Origin of the sequence: Bradyrhizobium sp. 139 (assembly GCF_023074175.1) — a bacterium.
GTDB lineage: Bacteria > Pseudomonadota > Alphaproteobacteria > Rhizobiales > Xanthobacteraceae > Bradyrhizobium.
This window is the reverse complement of record NZ_JADPKS010000014.1, coordinates 1-16,236: the sequence shown is the minus strand read 5'-3', so window position 1 is coordinate 16,236 and position 16,236 is coordinate 1. Positions and strand designations below refer to the sequence as shown.

The 16,236-nt window shown below is 58.9% G+C and carries 9 protein-coding genes and 6 pseudogenes; 5 read left to right on the top strand and 10 right to left on the bottom strand.

Features of this window, described 5'->3' with window-relative positions; translation table 11 throughout:
* Positions 1-230: 230 nt before the first annotated feature.
* The 3 genes and pseudogenes from IVA80_RS04575 to IVA80_RS04565 all read right to left on the bottom strand — a co-directional run.
* On the bottom strand, positions 231-920 hold the full coding sequence (locus IVA80_RS04575) for a hypothetical protein (protein WP_247426015.1): 690 nt from the start codon (positions 918-920) through the stop codon (positions 231-233).
* Complete coding sequence (locus IVA80_RS04570) at positions 875-1,765, bottom strand: transposase family protein (RefSeq protein WP_247426013.1); 891 nt, start codon at positions 1,763-1,765, stop codon at positions 875-877. Before IVA80_RS04570 ends, IVA80_RS04575 begins: the two co-directional genes overlap by 46 nt.
* Before the next feature lie 140 nt (positions 1,766-1,905).
* Positions 1,906-2,199, bottom strand: a pseudogene (locus IVA80_RS04565) (hypothetical protein); the annotation flags it as partial.
* Between the two features lie 111 nt (positions 2,200-2,310).
* Here IVA80_RS04565 and IVA80_RS04560 point away from each other — a divergent pair.
* Together IVA80_RS04560 and ltrA are read left to right on the top strand one after the other, a co-directional pair.
* A pseudogene (locus IVA80_RS04560) lies at positions 2,311-2,529 on the top strand (transposase); the annotation flags it as partial.
* Between the two features lie 464 nt (positions 2,530-2,993).
* Complete coding sequence (ltrA, locus tag IVA80_RS04555; RefSeq protein ID WP_346347961.1) at positions 2,994-4,403, top strand: group II intron reverse transcriptase/maturase; 1,410 nt, start codon at positions 2,994-2,996, stop codon at positions 4,401-4,403.
* A 576-nt stretch (positions 4,404-4,979) separates the two neighbouring features.
* Here the strand turns inward: ltrA and IVA80_RS04550 are convergent.
* Positions 4,980-5,678, bottom strand: a complete 699-nt coding sequence (locus IVA80_RS04550; protein WP_247426009.1) for a hypothetical protein — start codon at positions 5,676-5,678, stop codon at positions 4,980-4,982.
* A gap of 783 nt (positions 5,679-6,461) precedes the next feature.
* The gene (nodU, locus tag IVA80_RS04545) at positions 6,462-8,126 is read right to left on the bottom strand and encodes a nodulation protein NodU (protein ID WP_247426007.1); all 1,665 of its coding nucleotides are present in this window, start codon (positions 8,124-8,126) and stop codon (positions 6,462-6,464) included.
* A gap of 1,291 nt (positions 8,127-9,417) precedes the next feature.
* Here nodU and IVA80_RS04540 point away from each other — a divergent pair.
* Together IVA80_RS04540 and IVA80_RS04535 are read left to right on the top strand one after the other, a co-directional pair.
* Positions 9,418-9,768, top strand: a complete 351-nt coding sequence (locus tag IVA80_RS04540; protein WP_247426005.1) for a hypothetical protein — start codon at positions 9,418-9,420, stop codon at positions 9,766-9,768.
* Positions 9,769-9,785: 17 nt separating this feature from the next.
* Positions 9,786-10,982 (top strand): pyridoxal phosphate-dependent aminotransferase, encoded by a 1,197-nt coding sequence (locus tag IVA80_RS04535; RefSeq protein WP_247426004.1) that lies wholly within the window; start codon positions 9,786-9,788, stop codon positions 10,980-10,982.
* 552 nt (positions 10,983-11,534) lie between these two features.
* On the opposite strand, the gene IVA80_RS04530 is transcribed toward IVA80_RS04535, so the two are convergent.
* Positions 11,535-11,777, bottom strand: a complete 243-nt coding sequence (locus tag IVA80_RS04530; RefSeq protein WP_247426002.1) for a transposase zinc-binding domain-containing protein — start codon at positions 11,775-11,777, stop codon at positions 11,535-11,537.
* A 229-nt stretch (positions 11,778-12,006) separates the two neighbouring features.
* Positions 12,007-12,465 (bottom strand): annotated as a pseudogene (locus IVA80_RS04525) (transposase); the annotation flags it as partial.
* An 810-nt stretch (positions 12,466-13,275) separates the two neighbouring features.
* Here IVA80_RS04525 and IVA80_RS04520 point away from each other — a divergent pair.
* Entirely contained in the window at positions 13,276-14,157 is an 882-nt protein-coding gene (locus IVA80_RS04520) for a TauD/TfdA family dioxygenase (protein WP_247426000.1), read from the top strand.
* Between the two features lie 161 nt (positions 14,158-14,318).
* Here the strand turns inward: IVA80_RS04520 and IVA80_RS04515 are convergent.
* From IVA80_RS04515 to IVA80_RS04500, 3 pseudogenes are all read right to left on the bottom strand, one after another.
* Positions 14,319-14,588: pseudogene (locus IVA80_RS04515) on the bottom strand (IS3 family transposase); the annotation flags it as partial.
* 40 nt (positions 14,589-14,628) lie between these two features.
* Positions 14,629-15,993: pseudogene (locus tag IVA80_RS38185) on the bottom strand (IS30 family transposase).
* A gap of 46 nt (positions 15,994-16,039) precedes the next feature.
* A pseudogene (locus IVA80_RS04500) lies at positions 16,040-16,236 on the bottom strand (DDE-type integrase/transposase/recombinase); the annotation flags it as partial.

Sequence of the window (16,236 nt, the reverse complement as noted above, 5' to 3'; positions counted from 1 at the left end):
GAGATTAGGTGTGCGTGTAGGATTGAATGCACCTCGTTCTCGAGCCTTGTCAAGCGACGTCCGGATTTAACCCCGCATATTGCCTCAGATGACAATGTTACCGAAGCGCACCCTGATGTCTTTCTCGATCGGCTGCCGCGAGTCGGAGCAAGCCGCTCGCGAAGCGCGCCCTCCAGAGCGCCGTAGCGAGCGAGCGGCTTGCGGTGCTTCGGCGAAAGAACCTGTCAGGATTAAATACGAAGGCGCGAAGCTTGGACCGATAGTGTGATCTCTGTGCTGCTGATGAGCTGTCGAGCGACCTTTGATCGCCAATTCTTCACCAATCGCTGCACCGTGCGCCGCTGATGGCCGCTGAACCGACCGGGCGCATGCGCTTCCAGCCGGGAGAGAAGATCGACCGCGGACAAGTGCGGAGCCGCGGCGAGCCATTCCTCGATGATGGGAATGTAGGGGTCGAGCATCGATGGCCGACGTGGCACAGGCTTGCGCCGCACATAGCGACGACGATGAATGCCCCGCTGCTCACCCTGTTTCCAACCATCGCCGAGCTCTCGGGCAAAGGCCGCTAAGTCGCTATGCCCCTGCGCGACAATCATCGCTGGCTTTCCAGCCCGTTGATCGACGCGCTTACCCAGCTCATTCTGAGCGTCCCGCATCTGTGCCAGCAATGCCACCGGATCAAGCGTCCGGTAAATCTCCCGCAGCCGACCTTTGAATGCCTCATTGAGCCTCGGATGGACCAATGCTCTTTCGTACGGCGTAGCGGGAGGAAGATAGCGCTTGATCATCTTGGCACCTTCGCGGTGCTTCTCCTTCAGCTTAAACGAGGGCTGGAAGAAATTGATGTGCAGCCGTGCCGCCGCAAACAGGCGAGCTAATGAGCGAGCGGCATCAATGCCTTCAAACCGCCCGTAGCCCACCAGGCGGCGAACGATAGCTCCGTTCTTTTCTCAACGAATGCCTGATCGTTCTTCTTGTAGGCCCTGGAACGAGTGACTTCGACATCGTGAGAACGGCACCACGACACGACCGTGTCGTTCATGAAGGCGCTGTCGTTGTCAAAATCGAGCCCCCGAACGGGCCAGGGAAATAGGTTCTGCGCGCGCTCGAGAGCTTCGACCACAAGAGCTGCTTCACGCACGACGAGCGGAAAGCATTCGGTCCACCCCGTTGCGATATCCACCATTGTTAGCGTCTGAATGAACGCGCCGGATACGGACATGCCGCCGTGCGCAACCAGATCCGCTTCGCAGTATCCCGGCGGAGGTGATCCCCAGTCATTGAATGTACGCACCGGGACTTGCCGCCGTACGGCACTGGAAAAGCCCGCCCGCCGTCGGCGTCCTCCGGCTGCTGCGATCTTTACGTCGCTCAGCAGGCGATCGATCGTCGCCGCGCTCACCTTCAAAACCTTCGACCTCTCATCGGCAGAAAGCTTCAATCTGCCGTGCCGTTCAAGAGCCGGAAGCAAAAACGGGATCATCGCGACGAGCCGCTTACTGCAGAGCCGGTCAGAGGCGTCCCATAGCACAATCAGTGCAAGGCGAATGGAAGCTCCGTAGGTCCGGCTCCGTCGCCGCGGCACGGCCGATCCCGATGCCCCGTCCACCGACAGTGCTCGGATCGCGTGCTTGCGATGCCATCCCGTAACGGCACACAGCTCGTCCAGGATCCGTGCCTTCTCGAGCCGTCCGCTCGCCCGATAACGCTCCACCAGCGCTGATGTGATCTCGCGCTTTGTGCGCATGCTGATCTTCCCTGCCATACCCGCCACCGAACTGATTCGGCAGCTCCGCCCCAGACACGACAGGGAAGTTCTCTGGTAACATTTTTACTGAGGCAATGCGGGGTCAATTTTCCATGTCGCCCGACACGAGCCGCGTGCGATGCCACACCACGCTGGTAGCGTCCCGCCACCAGCCTGCGCCTGCGTTCGGTCTCCGCGTCAGGCGTCCAGATCTGCGGCAGGTACCCCGCCGCCTGCAACCTGGCGAGCGTTCCGGCATCGATCTTGTCCGTCTTGACGTGAGTCTGGGCGATCGCCTTCACCTGCAACGGATTGGCGATAATCACCCGCGCCACGAATGGCGCCAGAACTCGCAGTACCGGCATGCTGTTGTCGGTCGCATCGAGCACCACCTCATCACTGGCGGGCAAGTCGCAGAGGCGGCCAGCTACTAACTCGAGCTCTCGGCTCATCGGGCGCATCGGCCTGACCGCACTTCGTGCTCCCGGTGCCTCTGTCCGGATGGTCGCACGATACGCCACGGTGTAGAACACCGCAGCGGAACGTTGGCACCGAGAAATCTCATATCGGTTACCAATCTGCTCGAACGGGTCAACGGCGAGATCAAGCGGCGAACCGAAGTGGTCGGCATCTTCCCCAATGAGGATGCCATCACCCGTCTGATCGGTGCCATCCTGCTTGAACAGAACGACGAGTGGGCGGTCCAGCGCGGCCGCTACATGACACTGGAAACGATCGCGCCGTTGGGCGATGATCCCGCCGTCAGTTTCCCGGCAATCGCCATCCGACCGATCCGGCCCATGCCGCAGAATGCGGTAACCCGCAATCAGCTACACCACGCCAGGGGAGTACGTCATGCCAAGCTGATGATTGCTTGTGGGTGCAAGTCCCATCCGGCCAAAGCTGTAGCAGGCAAGCCGGGACCGAGTCTTGCGGGCGTCGCGGCAACGCGGGGTCCGAAGTGTAGACAGGAGCCATGCGGGGTGCGGGAATGAGCCTCGAAAGGTGGATATTCGCGGAGGCCGAGTGTGTTCCCTAAGCACGAAGGCAACATGAGCATCGTCGATAGGCGAGACGATGTCGCTCCGTCGGGGTCGATGGCCGCATCACGCATGGAAGGCAATCATCGGAACATGAGAGGCCCGACCGGGACCGCTGGATTGGTCTCCAGGGGGGGACAGCGGCAAGGCACTGCCAGAGCCGCTGACCGAGCTGAGGTCGGGAGTCGGACTGGTTCATAATACCTGTGAAGTCGTCGAAGGTAACGAGACGGATGGAGGGAAGGGACCAGCCCGAGAGGAGCCTGCGCGAGGAGGCCAGGGTCCGGACACAGAGCCGGATTACCTTGCCGCCGAATCTCGCGCGGGTGAACGCGGCGGCCAAGCAGGCTGCCCAAACCCGGTTCACGGCTCTGCTGCACCATGTCGACGAAGACGCTCTACTTCGGGCGTTTCGACGACAGAAGCGGCAGGCCAGCGCGGGGGTCGATGGGGTGACGGTGGCGAAGTACGAAGAGGGACTCACGGATAACATCCGCGACCTCTGCGCACGGGTCCACACTGGTCGCTACCGGCCACAGCCGGTGCGGCGAGTCTATATTCCCAAAGCCGACGGCGGTAAGCGGCCTCTCGGTGTGCCGGCGCTAGAGGACAAGATTGTCCAAAGCGCGGTGGCCGAGGTGTTGAGCGCCGTCTACGAGGCCGACTTCCTCGGGTTCTCCTACGGCTTCCGGCCGAGGCGGAATCCTCATATGGCGCTTGATGCCCTGCATACGGCGATCATGAGCCAGCACGTGAACTGGGTGCTCGATGCCGACATACGCAGCTTCTTCGACTCGGTCGACCACGAGTGGCTGTTGCGGATGCTGGCTCACAGGATCGCCGATCCTCGCATCTTGCGGCTCATCGGGCTGTGGCTGCGAGCCGGCGTTCTTGAGAGCGGCGAGAAGCAAGAGACGGACAGGGGTACGCCGCAAGGGGCGGGCATCAGCCCGCTCCTCGCCAACATCTTCCTGCACTACGTCCTCGATCTCTGGAGCCATCAATGGCGTCGTCACCGCGCACGCGGTCGCATCGTGATCGTGCGTTATGCGGACGACTTCGTGATGGGCTTCGAGAGCAAGGCAGATGCGCGCGAAATGCTCTTGGCCCTCAAGGCGCGGCTGGCCGGCTTCGGCCTGATGCTCCATGAGGACAAGACGCGGCTGATCGAGTTTGGCCGGTTCGCGGCCCTCTCGCGTCAGCGGCGGGGCGAGCGGCGGCCAGAGACCTTCGCCTTCCTCGGCTTTACCCACTACTGCGGGCGGACCCGAGATGGCCGGTTCATCGTGAAGCACAAGACGGAAGGGAAACGCTTGACGCGCAAGCTGACGGCGTTGCGCCAGGAGGCATGGCGGTTCATGCATGCGCCACTGGCCACGCAGCACGAGCGGTTCGCCGCCGTTCTGCGGGGGCACTATGGCTACTATGGCAGGCCGCACAATTATCCAACGCTCAACGGCTTCTACCGCGAAGTGCGTCGGACCTGGCTACGCTGTCTGAGACGGCGTAGCCAGAAAAGCCGGCGCATGGGCTGGTCGGAGTTCGAGGCCCTGACGGCACGCTTCCGCCTGCCAACTCCACGCATCACTCGCACATGGGCGCAGGCGCGGATATGACGCGGGTTACTCTCGGGAAGAGCCGGGTGCGGGAAAGCCGCCCGCCCGGATCTGTGAGGGCAAAGCCGAATGGCCGAGCTACTCGACCACGATCTCGGTCGATTCGACCTACATCAAGGCACACCACTCGGCGGCCGGCGCAAACCGCCGTCGTTAGATTATGCTCGATGGATCGCTCGATCCGCTGCGGATGGCGCGGTCCATTGTCCAACGTGACTGCAGGACAATCAGTCTCTTTGACACACTTGACCCTTCTCGGTTCTTGATCAAGGCGGTGCTGCCAACGAGCTCAACTTCATACCTGTGCAAATCGATGCACGCGGCCAGCGCGACACCTCGTCGATCCGCGATTGAAACCTTCCGAAGTGCTTTGGGCATCCGATGATATGGCCGCTGACGAGATAGACCTTCTCTTGGGAGCAAGGGCCAGCGTCCGCGACGTATACCCTCCAGCGAGCAAACAATCACAAATGAGCGACCGTTGCCCCTAAGCGCAACTCCCCGTGCTTTGGTGACCAGCTACGCACAACTCGCTGGGAGCCGCCGACACGCAGCGGGAACTCAGTAACGACGCCCTCACACGACGCTCGCCAACGTCATCCGGCAGAGGGTCGTGATGTCGTAGACAGGTAGCCCCGTCATGCGACGAACCGCCGGAGCTGTCAGCGGAAGCGCGGTGCATTCGAAAAGAAATGCCGCAATATCTGGATATGAATCGCGGAGTTGCGCAGTGCAGGCGATGACATCCTTCTCGATGTCCGCGATATCCGTCGGTGGCGGCGGTCGCATATTCTCATTTCGCACTAGTACGCTATCTTCGAGACCTCCAATGACCACCCTGGCCCGTGCAGCTGGATCGTCGATGCCGAGCATGTCTTCGCTTATGTGCTTCGGCTGGGCGACCACTACGGCTAGTTTAGCCGCGGCCTGCAATTGGCGGAGTAGCGCCGGGAGGAGCAGCAGGCTCGACGTCACCACAGGCACATCTACGGCCGCGGCGACAGCCGCTTGGTGCCGGATAAAGTAACCACAGTTGGCGCTTATTGCAACCGCGCCCCGCTCGACGAGACGCTGGGCGGCCGCGATGCAGGCCGACTCGAGCCCTGGATCGCCGGGAACGACGCGATCTACCCAAGCTCCCGCGACGGTTTCCAAAATTATGGGGAAGTCGAATGTATCCGGATTCAGCAGCGAGTTGGGCCTCGGCTTGACAGGTGGCGACGAACCCGGTTCGAGGTTCAGAATTCCGAGAGAGGGCTGGGTTGGCGATGCCATTCACGACTCCGTTGGCTTTAACAGGTAACATTAAAGAGCTTAGCGCGATGTCAAGCCTGGAACCCGCAAATTAGCCGGATGCGCGCAGGCGGCTTCAATGGTCTCCTCGGCCAAGACATTCAAAGTTTCGGCCTCAGGATGCCGGCCAAGCACTGCGCCGCGGACCAGCGCCCCGGCGGCGCTACGAACCCGGCGATCAGCATCAGCGTTGTTGTCTTCCCCCGAACCACTTGGGCCAAGATAGTCAGGAACTCGCCGCGTCGAAAGGTCGCTGACCGCCGCGATCGCTCCGTACAGCTTGGTGACATTCCGAAACGGACAGGTTCGTTAGATTCGACAATGTGCAAGTCACGCCTCTTGAGTCGGTGAAAAGCTAGAGTATCCGACATTTGGAATGGCACGGCGTCCTTCGCCATGCCAGGATTTCACGGCCAGATCCAGGCGCAATATTCCACTCGTTCCAGCGCTCGCGGAGTCGGTCGGTGTTAGTCAGACTCTGATCCGCGTTCACTGTACCAACCCGTATTGATGGGAATAACGTTCGCCATGAGCTGCGCAAAGGCAGCTAGGTGCTCTGCACGGGTGGCGAACTCGATAAATTTCTGCGCATTCGGACTGCCCTCGGGATCATCCATTAGTCCCACTGCAGCTCGGATTGGTTTCGATTGAGCTCCACCGGAGCCCTCTAGAAACCACCAGACCAGCCCGTCCGTCATACGACTGCACGAGATCGGCCGCCTTACATTCACTTAACATAGAAGAAGCTGCTCGGCGTTCGCCAACTTACGAGCGTTTGGTCCAGAGCAGGCCGTCGCACCATATGTGATCAACGCGTCCCCACCGGCAGGCCGCCGCGACATCCGGAAAGAAGCCACGCCCCTGCAGGTTGGCACTCGTATTGCAAAGCAACGGGATGCCGCTGACTTTTTCATATTCGATGAGAAGCTCGGCGATCCGGTGCTGAGAGGTTCTCGGAACGGTCTGCAATCGCGCCGATCCGTCCAGATGTACAACGGCAGGGACTTTGTCCCGCCATTCCGGCCGTGTCTGGTGATCGAATAGCATGTAAGGATCCGGCGTTCCAGGATTGAAAATATCCGGCGCACGATCCTCCAGGCATATCGGCGCCACTGGCCGGAAGTGCTCGCGAAGCTTGATGTCGTTGAGGTGATCCTTCATTCCAACCGATGTGGCGGCTGCGACAATGCTTCTGCTACCCAATGCTCGTGGTCCGAGCTCGGCGCGGCCGGTAAGGAAAATCACCGGCTTGTTACCCGCGAGAATGGTCGCAAGTTCGGACATACTACAAGGCAGGGCCTTCCATTCGGGAGGCACATCGCTGCGCAGCAGGTCCGGGCCACTGTAGACTGACCATTCCAACGGCACGAAGCCTTCGTGCGCCGCTACTGAGGCGCAAGCGGCGCCAATTGCCGAACCACTGTCATTCGGAAACGGCGGCACCCAGACAGCATCGAACAAGCCTGACCGACGCAGTGCACTGTTCCATTTGATGTTGAGAGCGCAGCCCCCAGCTATACAGAGATTCTGTGGTCCCGGATTACATGAATGCCGCTGCAGCGCATTCGCCATTTCGCAAACGAGCCGACGCTCGACGAACGAGTGAAACGATGCAAGAACATCTTCGGGTGACTTGTTCTTTAACCGTAGCTCGCTGGCTTCGAAGAAGTCATGCACAGCAGCGAGCATGGATTCTTGGCTGTTCATGTCCGCGCCGTAGCGACGCGCAAACACGGCCGCAAAGCGCTCATCGTAGAGCTCCCGAAACACTGCCACGATGTCTTCATCAACAGAGCCGAGCGCGATGTAAGCCATCACCTTCCCCGCAATGCTCCGGTCCCCCCAGCCACGGTTCGCTCTCTTATATGGTCCGAAGTGAAGGCCCGCCACAACATACGTACGCCCAAACATCGGAAGCAGGCTTTCGAGGAACCGGGCGCTCCGGCGTTCTACATAGTAGAGACGTGGAGATGTTGCGCCATCCCACACAAGGCAGAAAGCGGGCTGTCCAGTTTTGGCAAACGGGCTGGTGCAGTATGCGGAGGCCACATGGCCCGTGACGTGCGGATAGCTTCGATAAGGGAAGATCCTATTCTTGAGCATCAGGCCAGAGCCGTCGTGCGAAGTGAGCAGGTCCTCGGCATGGCGCTCAAGATAAGGTGCTCCTTTGAGGGTGACAGGGACCGCACCACTGATGACATCGAACTGCGACTCCGCCTCCCCGAGCCACCCGTCGATCACGAACTGATCAACATCCCGCGTATCCAGCCCGTGCTCCGCCAAAACGACCACGATTGCGTCGAGATTATCGATTCTTTGATATCGTGGATTGTTGCCTCGTTTCTCCTGCTCGACACAAAAGACAAGCTGTCCGTCCTCGATAAGAGCGATTGCTCCATCGTGAGTCAGTTTGATCCCGCAGATGCGCATAGTGCCTCCATGTCTAACGTGAGCAACTCGATTGACAATATCGACCCGGACTCTGAAGCGGGCGTCTTCGTTGACCGATACATTAGGGCGCGGCAGACGCTAGCTCTGCATCAATTCTTCGTTCCACCCGCGAACACCGGCCTGTGATAGGCGAGCGACATTCACAGTGGGATCTAACACGACATCGGCTGCCGCCTTCGCTGGTCGATTGGACCGAAGCAAATAGATAAACATCTCAGCGTCAGAGGACGAGCCCAACTTAAAAGCGGGGTCTGCTGTAGCATTTCATTCTCCTTAGCATCGCAACCAGCCGCCTTGGTTCAAACGAACTAAATCACTGCTTACGTCGCTTGAGCAGCTATCAAATCGGATAGGCAGAGGCTGGAGCACGAAGGTGCAGATCAACGCGCATCCATGTTGATCAGCCCACGGCGGTGAAGGTAGCTACGAAGAGATGACCGATCCATCGAGGCCCGCTTGGGCGCATTCTTTTGGACCTGCAACAATCCTGCTCGCAGATAGCTGCTGTCATCAGCAGATTCGATCGCAATGCTCGCGCAGGAGTCCTGCAGCGGATAGAACCGAGTATAAGCAAGTCAAACACGACAGAGGCGGCTCGCCTCGACGTACAGCGGCAAATCTGATGGCCTGCTCAACAGTAGCAAGCATGGGGCAATCTTCGATGTTCTCTATATCAGGATCGTCCCCTGCCGCAGTCTTGTCGCGCGAATTTCAATACGGCCACGATCAACGATGCAGGGCGTCGATCATCTCGATGGGAGCATTGGATTGGCGAGTAGATGCGAAGTTTGCATTTTCAGCGCCAACTCTCGATCATCTTTGCGAGGGCGTAACCGCAACTGCCTGGTCTATGCCATAGTGACATACAAAGATCGCGGTCAACTACCAAGTTTAATGATTGATCAAGATGACCGAGGCATGGCACCGAAGACTGCCGGGCAGGTCACACGACACAGGAGTTCGGCGTGCAACATCAATCACAATCCGCTTTCGCCAATGGTCCTAATCCATGCGCGGATCCGTCGGCCGCAAAAATGCCGCGCGCTCAGATCTGCTCCAACAGCCACCGTATGGAGGAATATGAGGGTCTCTCAGGCGCGATCGGCGGACGCGCAGGGTTCAAAGGCCTCTGGGCATTGGGCCTCGCGATTTCCCGCCCGCTCGGCTATCCCGATGTCATTGAAGCTTCATGGAGCAAACTGGCCGACGGGGTCGATGACATCCTAGACCCAACTGACTCGCTCGTTGACCGCGAAGCGGCTTCGGCGGGTTGGCGAATGATCGCCTCGCGCGCAAACTCCGCCATCGTGGCGCTTCCGACGTCCCAATAAACGACGGCCGGCTTCCAAAGATCAACGCGTTCGTCGAGCAGCATCATCTCGCCGACATCGATGAAATTTCCAGATCCTCTGCGGGTAGTCTGGCCCCCCACAGCATCGATCTCAAAGGTGCATTCAATCGTAAGGCACTGCCGGCATCGAGAAAAGGATCGCCCGGTCTCGATGAACTCGTCAGCTTCAGCGGCGACGACGAGCGTACCCACGCAGACGAGCGATATCTGCCGAAGCAGATCGCGAATAGCGGTCACGTGGTTCGCGTCATTTCACCGGCTCGACAATGAGCGCAAAGGACGCGCCCATGTTGGCGCAACGAATGTCTTTCCTTTCGCGCCCGGGCACTGCCGCAGCCCCCGCGGCAACGATTGGACGTAAACTCATCGATCTGTCTACCGACGAAGTCGTCACCGAACCACCCTCGTCCGTGCGTGAAGGAGCGATTGCAGCCGTGAACCGCGGGATAAGCGGCTACACCGATTCCATTGGCCGTGCGGCGCTTCGCAGGGCTGTTGCCGAAAAGCTTTCGGCGGGAACCGGCATCGATTGGAGTAGGGAAGGCATTGTAATCACCGCGGGTGCAACGCAAGCACTGCTCGACGCTGCCTTGGCCGTGCTCAATCCGGGCGACGAGACTATCATTATTCGCCCCTGCCGGCCGACATTCCCGTTCCAAGTTCGCCTCGCCGGCGCAACGCCAGTGTTCGTTGATGCTCGCCGCCCGAGATACATTCCCGATATCAACGGAATCCGTGCCGCTGTCACGCCGCGGACGACAGCCATAACCATCAACTCGCCTAACAATCCTACGGGCGTAGTCTATGATCGAACGACTCTTCGAAATATCGGTGAGCTCGCGATCAATTGCAAAATGTGGATTTTTTCCGACGAATCCCACTCCAGCTTGGTATTCACCGGCTCACGCCGCCATGAGTCGATCGTCATGGCGCATCCCGGCGTGCGTTCACGGACGATCGTAATCAACTCATTCTCGAGCGAGCTAGGGATCATGGGCTGGCGCTTGGGCTATTGCGCAGCGCCTGCGGAGATCGTTTTTGCGGCAAGGAGGCGACAGAGCCATACGACCGCAAATCCAAATGTGATCGCGCAGCACGCGATCCTGCACCACCTTCAAGTCAGCGACGGTAGCTTTGAGCGTAACTTGCGGCAGCGCCTTGCCGAAACTCGCAACACAGGTCTCCACATTGTGTCTGATCTACGCGACGTAGCCCCGCCACGCGCCGATGGCTCATTGTTCTTCTATCTCGATCTGAGTAGGCTTATCTCCGCTTTACCGACTGAAGGTCTCGTTCGATCCATTGACGACATTGCGGGATTGCTCATGGAGCAAGCCAACGTGGCATGCGTTGGTGGTGACGTCTTTGGCGACGTGAACGGCCTACGACTCTCGTTCGGCGCTCCACCAGATCTAGTGGACACCGGCTTAAAACGCATCGTGGAGACGATGAACAGTCTGAGAACCAGGCAAGCAGGCATATGAACTGCACGATCGATGAAAGTCGTCACCGAAAAAGCGCGTAGCCCGAGAGGTCTATTGCGGGGCGCTCGGCTTTGTTGGCTTTGACGAGCACATGACACGACATTGCGATCCGCACTGTAACAATCGATAACGAGCTGCTTGTGTTTTACGCGGATGGCGGGATAAGGGCGATGTCGGTGCCAGAATCCGAATACGAGGAAACACGCGCAGGACGCAGCAAATCGTTGGCACATTTCATGCTGAAACGTTTGTAATCACCGGTAAATTCGATTCCTTTATTTTCAACATGGGTCGCTATTTTTCACGGGCTTGGCCAAGCAACAGAGGTCATCGTACATTATTGGGCACAAGCCGCGCGCAATGATGATTTCCCGGCGCCTGCTGCCTAATGAACGTTGCCTATCCACAGCCGTCGTTCGCGAACTTTCAGGTCCCGATTCTATGGAGTCCTCTTTGAGATCGATGAATCGGTGCCGCTTTTTGGCGCCCGAGTGACACATGCACTCCCCTGTGCATGGGCGAGCGTCATTCGCAATTCATGGCGGCCAAAAGCTATTCGATGGTCTTCCATCCCCCGGGCGCTATGGCGAGGTGATCTGCTATGCCGCTTCGCCTCTGGAAGACGATCGCGGCGAGTTGGTCAGGAACGGTGAAAACAATATGGAAATATTGCGAATCGAGAAGCGCCGCCCGTCGGGCCTCGATCCATTCCGCTCGCGCGAGTGATCGATATTTTGGGCAGTTGCGCGAGCGGCAGCTATTGTATGCGATCCTGGCTCTCTGCAGCGGTCGCACTGTTCGACATCGCAGCCAAGCGCGGCCTTCGACATCGCGGCGGGGTTTAGTCGTGCGGTGCCCAATTGCATGTTCGATGAAAGTTACTGTGCCGGCAAATCCAGGCCACTGAGTGCTGCCGGAACCTGAGCGGCCAAGTCGTGGTCAATGACCGCCACCGACTTAAATCGGCCCCGCGACATCATTTCGGCCAGCGGGGCTCCCACATTACTTTCTGCTGGCTTCCGTGGCGATAGTCCTTCCATCGAAAGCGAACTTTGCCGTCGTCGATATCGATGATGCGGCTGTTGCTGATCGCCACCCGATGCGTGTAGCGGCCGATATAGTGCACAACCTGTTCGGCACCACCGAAGGGCGGCTTGGCGTAGACCCCCAATTGATCGAGCGGACCGTGTTTAGATGACGCCAAGAACGAAGCAGGATCGCGTAGCTCTTCACACTGACGAGAAGAATTGCAGCTTGCCGTATCGAACGCCTGCTGCAGGGCGTGGAGAAACAGTCGTCGGAACAGGCGGGATGGCGGGATAGCACGGCCCGGAAGAAAGAAGCTGGGTCGGCACGCGATCCAGGGGCCATCATCCGACGACAATCCTCCTCGGGGACTACGCAATGGAGGTGGGGATGGTAATGCTCCCGCCAGGCAGCACCATCGCGGCGGAATACATCCGCCACTTCCGGACCTGAGCATCCCACGGGGCTCTCTTCAGAAATGAACCGGTGCGGGCGGAAATGCAATCTTGGGCATCGGACGGGGCCGCAATTCCAGCGGGTTTGTCGCCGCGTAGACATTGGTCGTGGCATCCGCAGATATAGCGCGGTGATGGACAAGCTGCGATGCCGGCAAGAGCTGGATGGTACGAAGATCGGTGCCGGCCTCAAGCAGGTGGACGGCGAAGGCGTGTTGCAGTGAGTGAGAAGTCGCGCTTGACGAGTTTGGGCAACTCGCTTGCTTCACGGCAAGCGAGTTCGACGGCGCCGGTCGTTATCGGCTCGTCGCCTTGAAACAAAATCTTCAAACTCGCCGGCCAGATCTGCCTGCCAATTGAGGTAGGTGCGGTGGCAATGGAGACATGCAAGACTTGCCACCAGCGAACATGAGCTAACAAGAAGCAAAAAAGAACATGAGCCAACCACCTGCAACACGAGGCAACAAATGAGTAACACGAAGCAAATCATAACGGTGGCGTGCAAGCCAGCGAGAGTTGCTGCGCGCGATGCTCAATGGCCGCAGAAGTTCGGAGCGCTTGCAACGCTCCGAGCGGCCTGTTGAGGGTAAATCATTCGAAATCGTCTAGTCCCCTCACGTCGTGGCTAGCTGGGGAGACCTGCCGTGCAGCACACGTAGGTGAGAATGTTGGCACCATTGATCCCGTGACCGACATTCTGAAAGACACTCAAGAACTACTGACATACGATCGCTGAATTTGTTAGATTGATCGGTTGCGTTGACCACTGTCTTCACATTGTACGCGAAAACTACATGTCTGGAGAATCCACCATGACTGAAACAGACCTTATCGATAATGTCATTCCCCGTAGCGATGTGGTCAAGCTGACAGGGCGCATCGGCGCTGAAGTCAGAAATATCAAGCTGTCGGCCGATTTGCCTGATCAGATGGTCGCCGCGATAAACGGGCTTCTGCTCGAGCACAAGGTCATTTTCTTCCGTGACCAAGGGCACCTCGATGACGTCGAGCAGGAGAGTTTTGCTCTTCGTTTCGGGAGAGCTTCGCCATATCCGGACGGAACGAGGCCGATCTTTGATATTGATTCCGTACGTGATCTCCCGACCGACATTTGGCACATAGATTGGTCCTGCATGGATGCCTATCCCAAGATTTCGGTGCTGCGAGGAGTTGTGATCCCGCCAGTCGGTGGTGACACGGTGTGGTCGAACACAGCGGCCGCATATCTCGAATTGCCGCCGCCGTTGCAACGGCTTGCCGACGACCTCTGGGCTGTTCATAGCTATCCCGGATACTCCAAGAAGGTTTACGACGAGGCCGTTACCAGACCGAGGATCGAGACCGAGCACCCAGTCGTACGCGTCCATCCCGAGACCGGCGAGCGCACCCTGTTACTCGGCTCCTATGTGGTACGTTTTGTTGGCATCCCGAAATATGACGGCCAGAGGCTATTTGATCTATTTGAATCTCACATTACGGCGCCGGAAAACACAGTGCGCTGGAAGTGGAAGCAAGGTGATGTCGCTATCTGGGACAACCGAGCCACGATGCACTGTGCGACGAAGGACTACGGCGACGAGCGCCGCATCGTTAGGCGCGCGACGATCGAAGGAGAGGTGCCCATTAGTGTTGACGGCCGTTACAGTGTCGCGCGTCTTAAGTTTATCCAGCCGCCGCGTGCTAATATCGTCTAACGCGTTCGCAGATTCAATCAGAGTTCAATCGATGCAGACGCTACTCTTGTGCGCGTGTGCTAGTTGCAGTATCTGCAGATTGAATCGCGTCCAGGATTGAGCTTCGTTATTCTCGCACTCAGTAAGGCATCTGTAATCTTCCACCGAAAAAATGGACAGGGTTAAGCTGCGTTTAGCTCCATCTCGATCGGGCTGATAAAGCCGATGGCGGAGTGACGACGAATTCGATTGTAGAAGCTCTCGATATAGGCAAAGAGATCTCGTGTGGCTTCTGCCCGCGTTTCATAGTGCCGGTGGTGAACGAGCTCCGTCTTGAGCGTGTGAAAGAAGCTCTCCATCGGAGCATTGTCATAGCAGTCGCCCTTGCGGCTCATCGAGGCCCTGAGGCCGGTGGCTTGCATCAGCTTGCGATAATCCGCCGAGGCATATTGGGCGGATTCAAACGGTCGTCGCAATACCGATTGTTTTCACTCATGACAGCAGTTCGTCAAGCGCTTCTGCCGGCGTTTTCCAGCCCAGCGTCTTTCTCGGTCGGGCATTGAGGGCCGCAGCCACAGCGGCTATCTCGTCGGCGCTGTGGATGCTCAGGTCTGTGCCTTTCGGGAAGTACTGTCGCAGCAACCCGTTGGTGTTTTCGTTAGTCCCGCGCTGCCAAGGGCTCTGCGGGTCGCAGAAGTAGACCTGGATGCCCGCATCGATCTTGAGGCGGTCGTGCTGAGCCATTTCGGCTCCTTGATCCCAAGTCAGCGAGCGACGTAGTTCTTCGGGCAAAGTGATGATGGTGCGCGAGATCGCGTCACGCACGGCTTCCGCCCTGTGTCCCGAAGCGCAGGTCCGTTCTTCTTGCGCGGAGCTTCGCCATGCCCCGCTAATCGGGGAAGGTGCAATAGCATTGTGAAGCGCGTCGTGCGTTCGACCAACGTGCCGATCGCCGAGCTGCCAAGACCGAGGATGAGGTTCCCCTCCCAATGTCCCGGCACGGCTCGATCGGCCGCTTCAGCGGGGCGCTCACTGATCATGATCTCCGGCGAGACAAAGCCCTTGCCCCGCCTGCGTACGCGCCCTCTGGGCACGCGCAACACGCGCCCGGTTCGCAAGCAGGCCGTCAGTTCGCTGCGTAGTACACCGCGGCCCTGAACGAAGAGAGCCTGATAGATGGCTTCGTGGCTGATGCGCATCGTCTTGTCGTCCGGGAAGTCGATCGGCAAGCGTCGGGCAATCTGCTCAGGGCTCCATGCCTTGGCCCATCGTCGATCCTTTCGCCGGCGGGCCGTTCCACCGAACGGTGGGGCCAGCAATACATGCTCCGCTCGGGGCTACGACGCCGCCGGCTAGTCTCTCCTCCACATAAGTGCGTAAGGCTTCGTTGAGCGCAAGCTTGGTCGGTTTGGGCCGGCGGGCAGATCGGTCCGCATGCCATTGGGCAGTCGTTGCCCGATACTCCAACCCGCCGCCGCGGGTAGCCGCGTTCCTACGCAGTTCACGGGAGACTGTCGAAGCAGCCCGCCCCAAGCGGCGCCCGATCTCCTGTATGGAATGGCCCTGCACCTTTAGAAGGGCGATGTCCTCGCGTTCAGCCAACGAAAGGTGGCGTCCGGAGGGAGGTTTGGTCGAAGATCTGAACATCGCTGGTGGCATGCCGCCCGCCCTCCGGAATAATCTGCTTCCGACAGGTTGCGATAATCCAGCCTCAAGCGCAGCATCTTCACTGCTCTGCCCTGTGGCAATCGCCCTCCAAAATCTATTCTGTTTATCGCGTCCTGCAACAGACGGCCGGCCTGGCGATGGCAATGGCGCCCGTCCTGACCGCGCCGATCGCCGATTTGCAACCTTCATCGCAACCTCCAACGTCATGGTGTTGCGACGACCGTTTGAATCCGCCTTGAACACCGCGATCGGAATGGTGGATCAGGCCGGCATTTGGCCGCTGCGCCGCGATTGCCATTCGCAACGCCGCCAGAGGCAGCTCGGCGCGTAAAGGATCCGCCATCGCCCAGCCGACGATCTTGCGGCTGTAGAGGTCCATGACCGTGGCCAGATAGAGCCAGCCCTGATCAGTCTGGACATAGGTGATGTCGG

Bases quoted from the DNA above. Each gene is read 5' to 3' on its own strand.
- IVA80_RS04570 (WP_247426013.1), bottom strand. From the start codon at position 1,765: ATGGCAGGGAAGATCAGCATGCGCACAAAGCGCGAGATCACATCAGCG.
- IVA80_RS04550 (WP_247426009.1), bottom strand. From the start codon at position 5,678: ATGGCATCGCCAACCCAGCCCTCTCTCGGAATTCTGAACCTCGAACCG.
- nodU (WP_247426007.1), bottom strand. From the start codon at position 8,126: ATGCGCATCTGCGGGATCAAACTGACTCACGATGGAGCAATCGCTCTT.
- IVA80_RS04535 (WP_247426004.1), top strand. From the start codon at position 9,786: ATGTTGGCGCAACGAATGTCTTTCCTTTCGCGCCCGGGCACTGCCGCA.
- IVA80_RS04520 (WP_247426000.1), top strand. From the start codon at position 13,276: ATGACTGAAACAGACCTTATCGATAATGTCATTCCCCGTAGCGATGTG.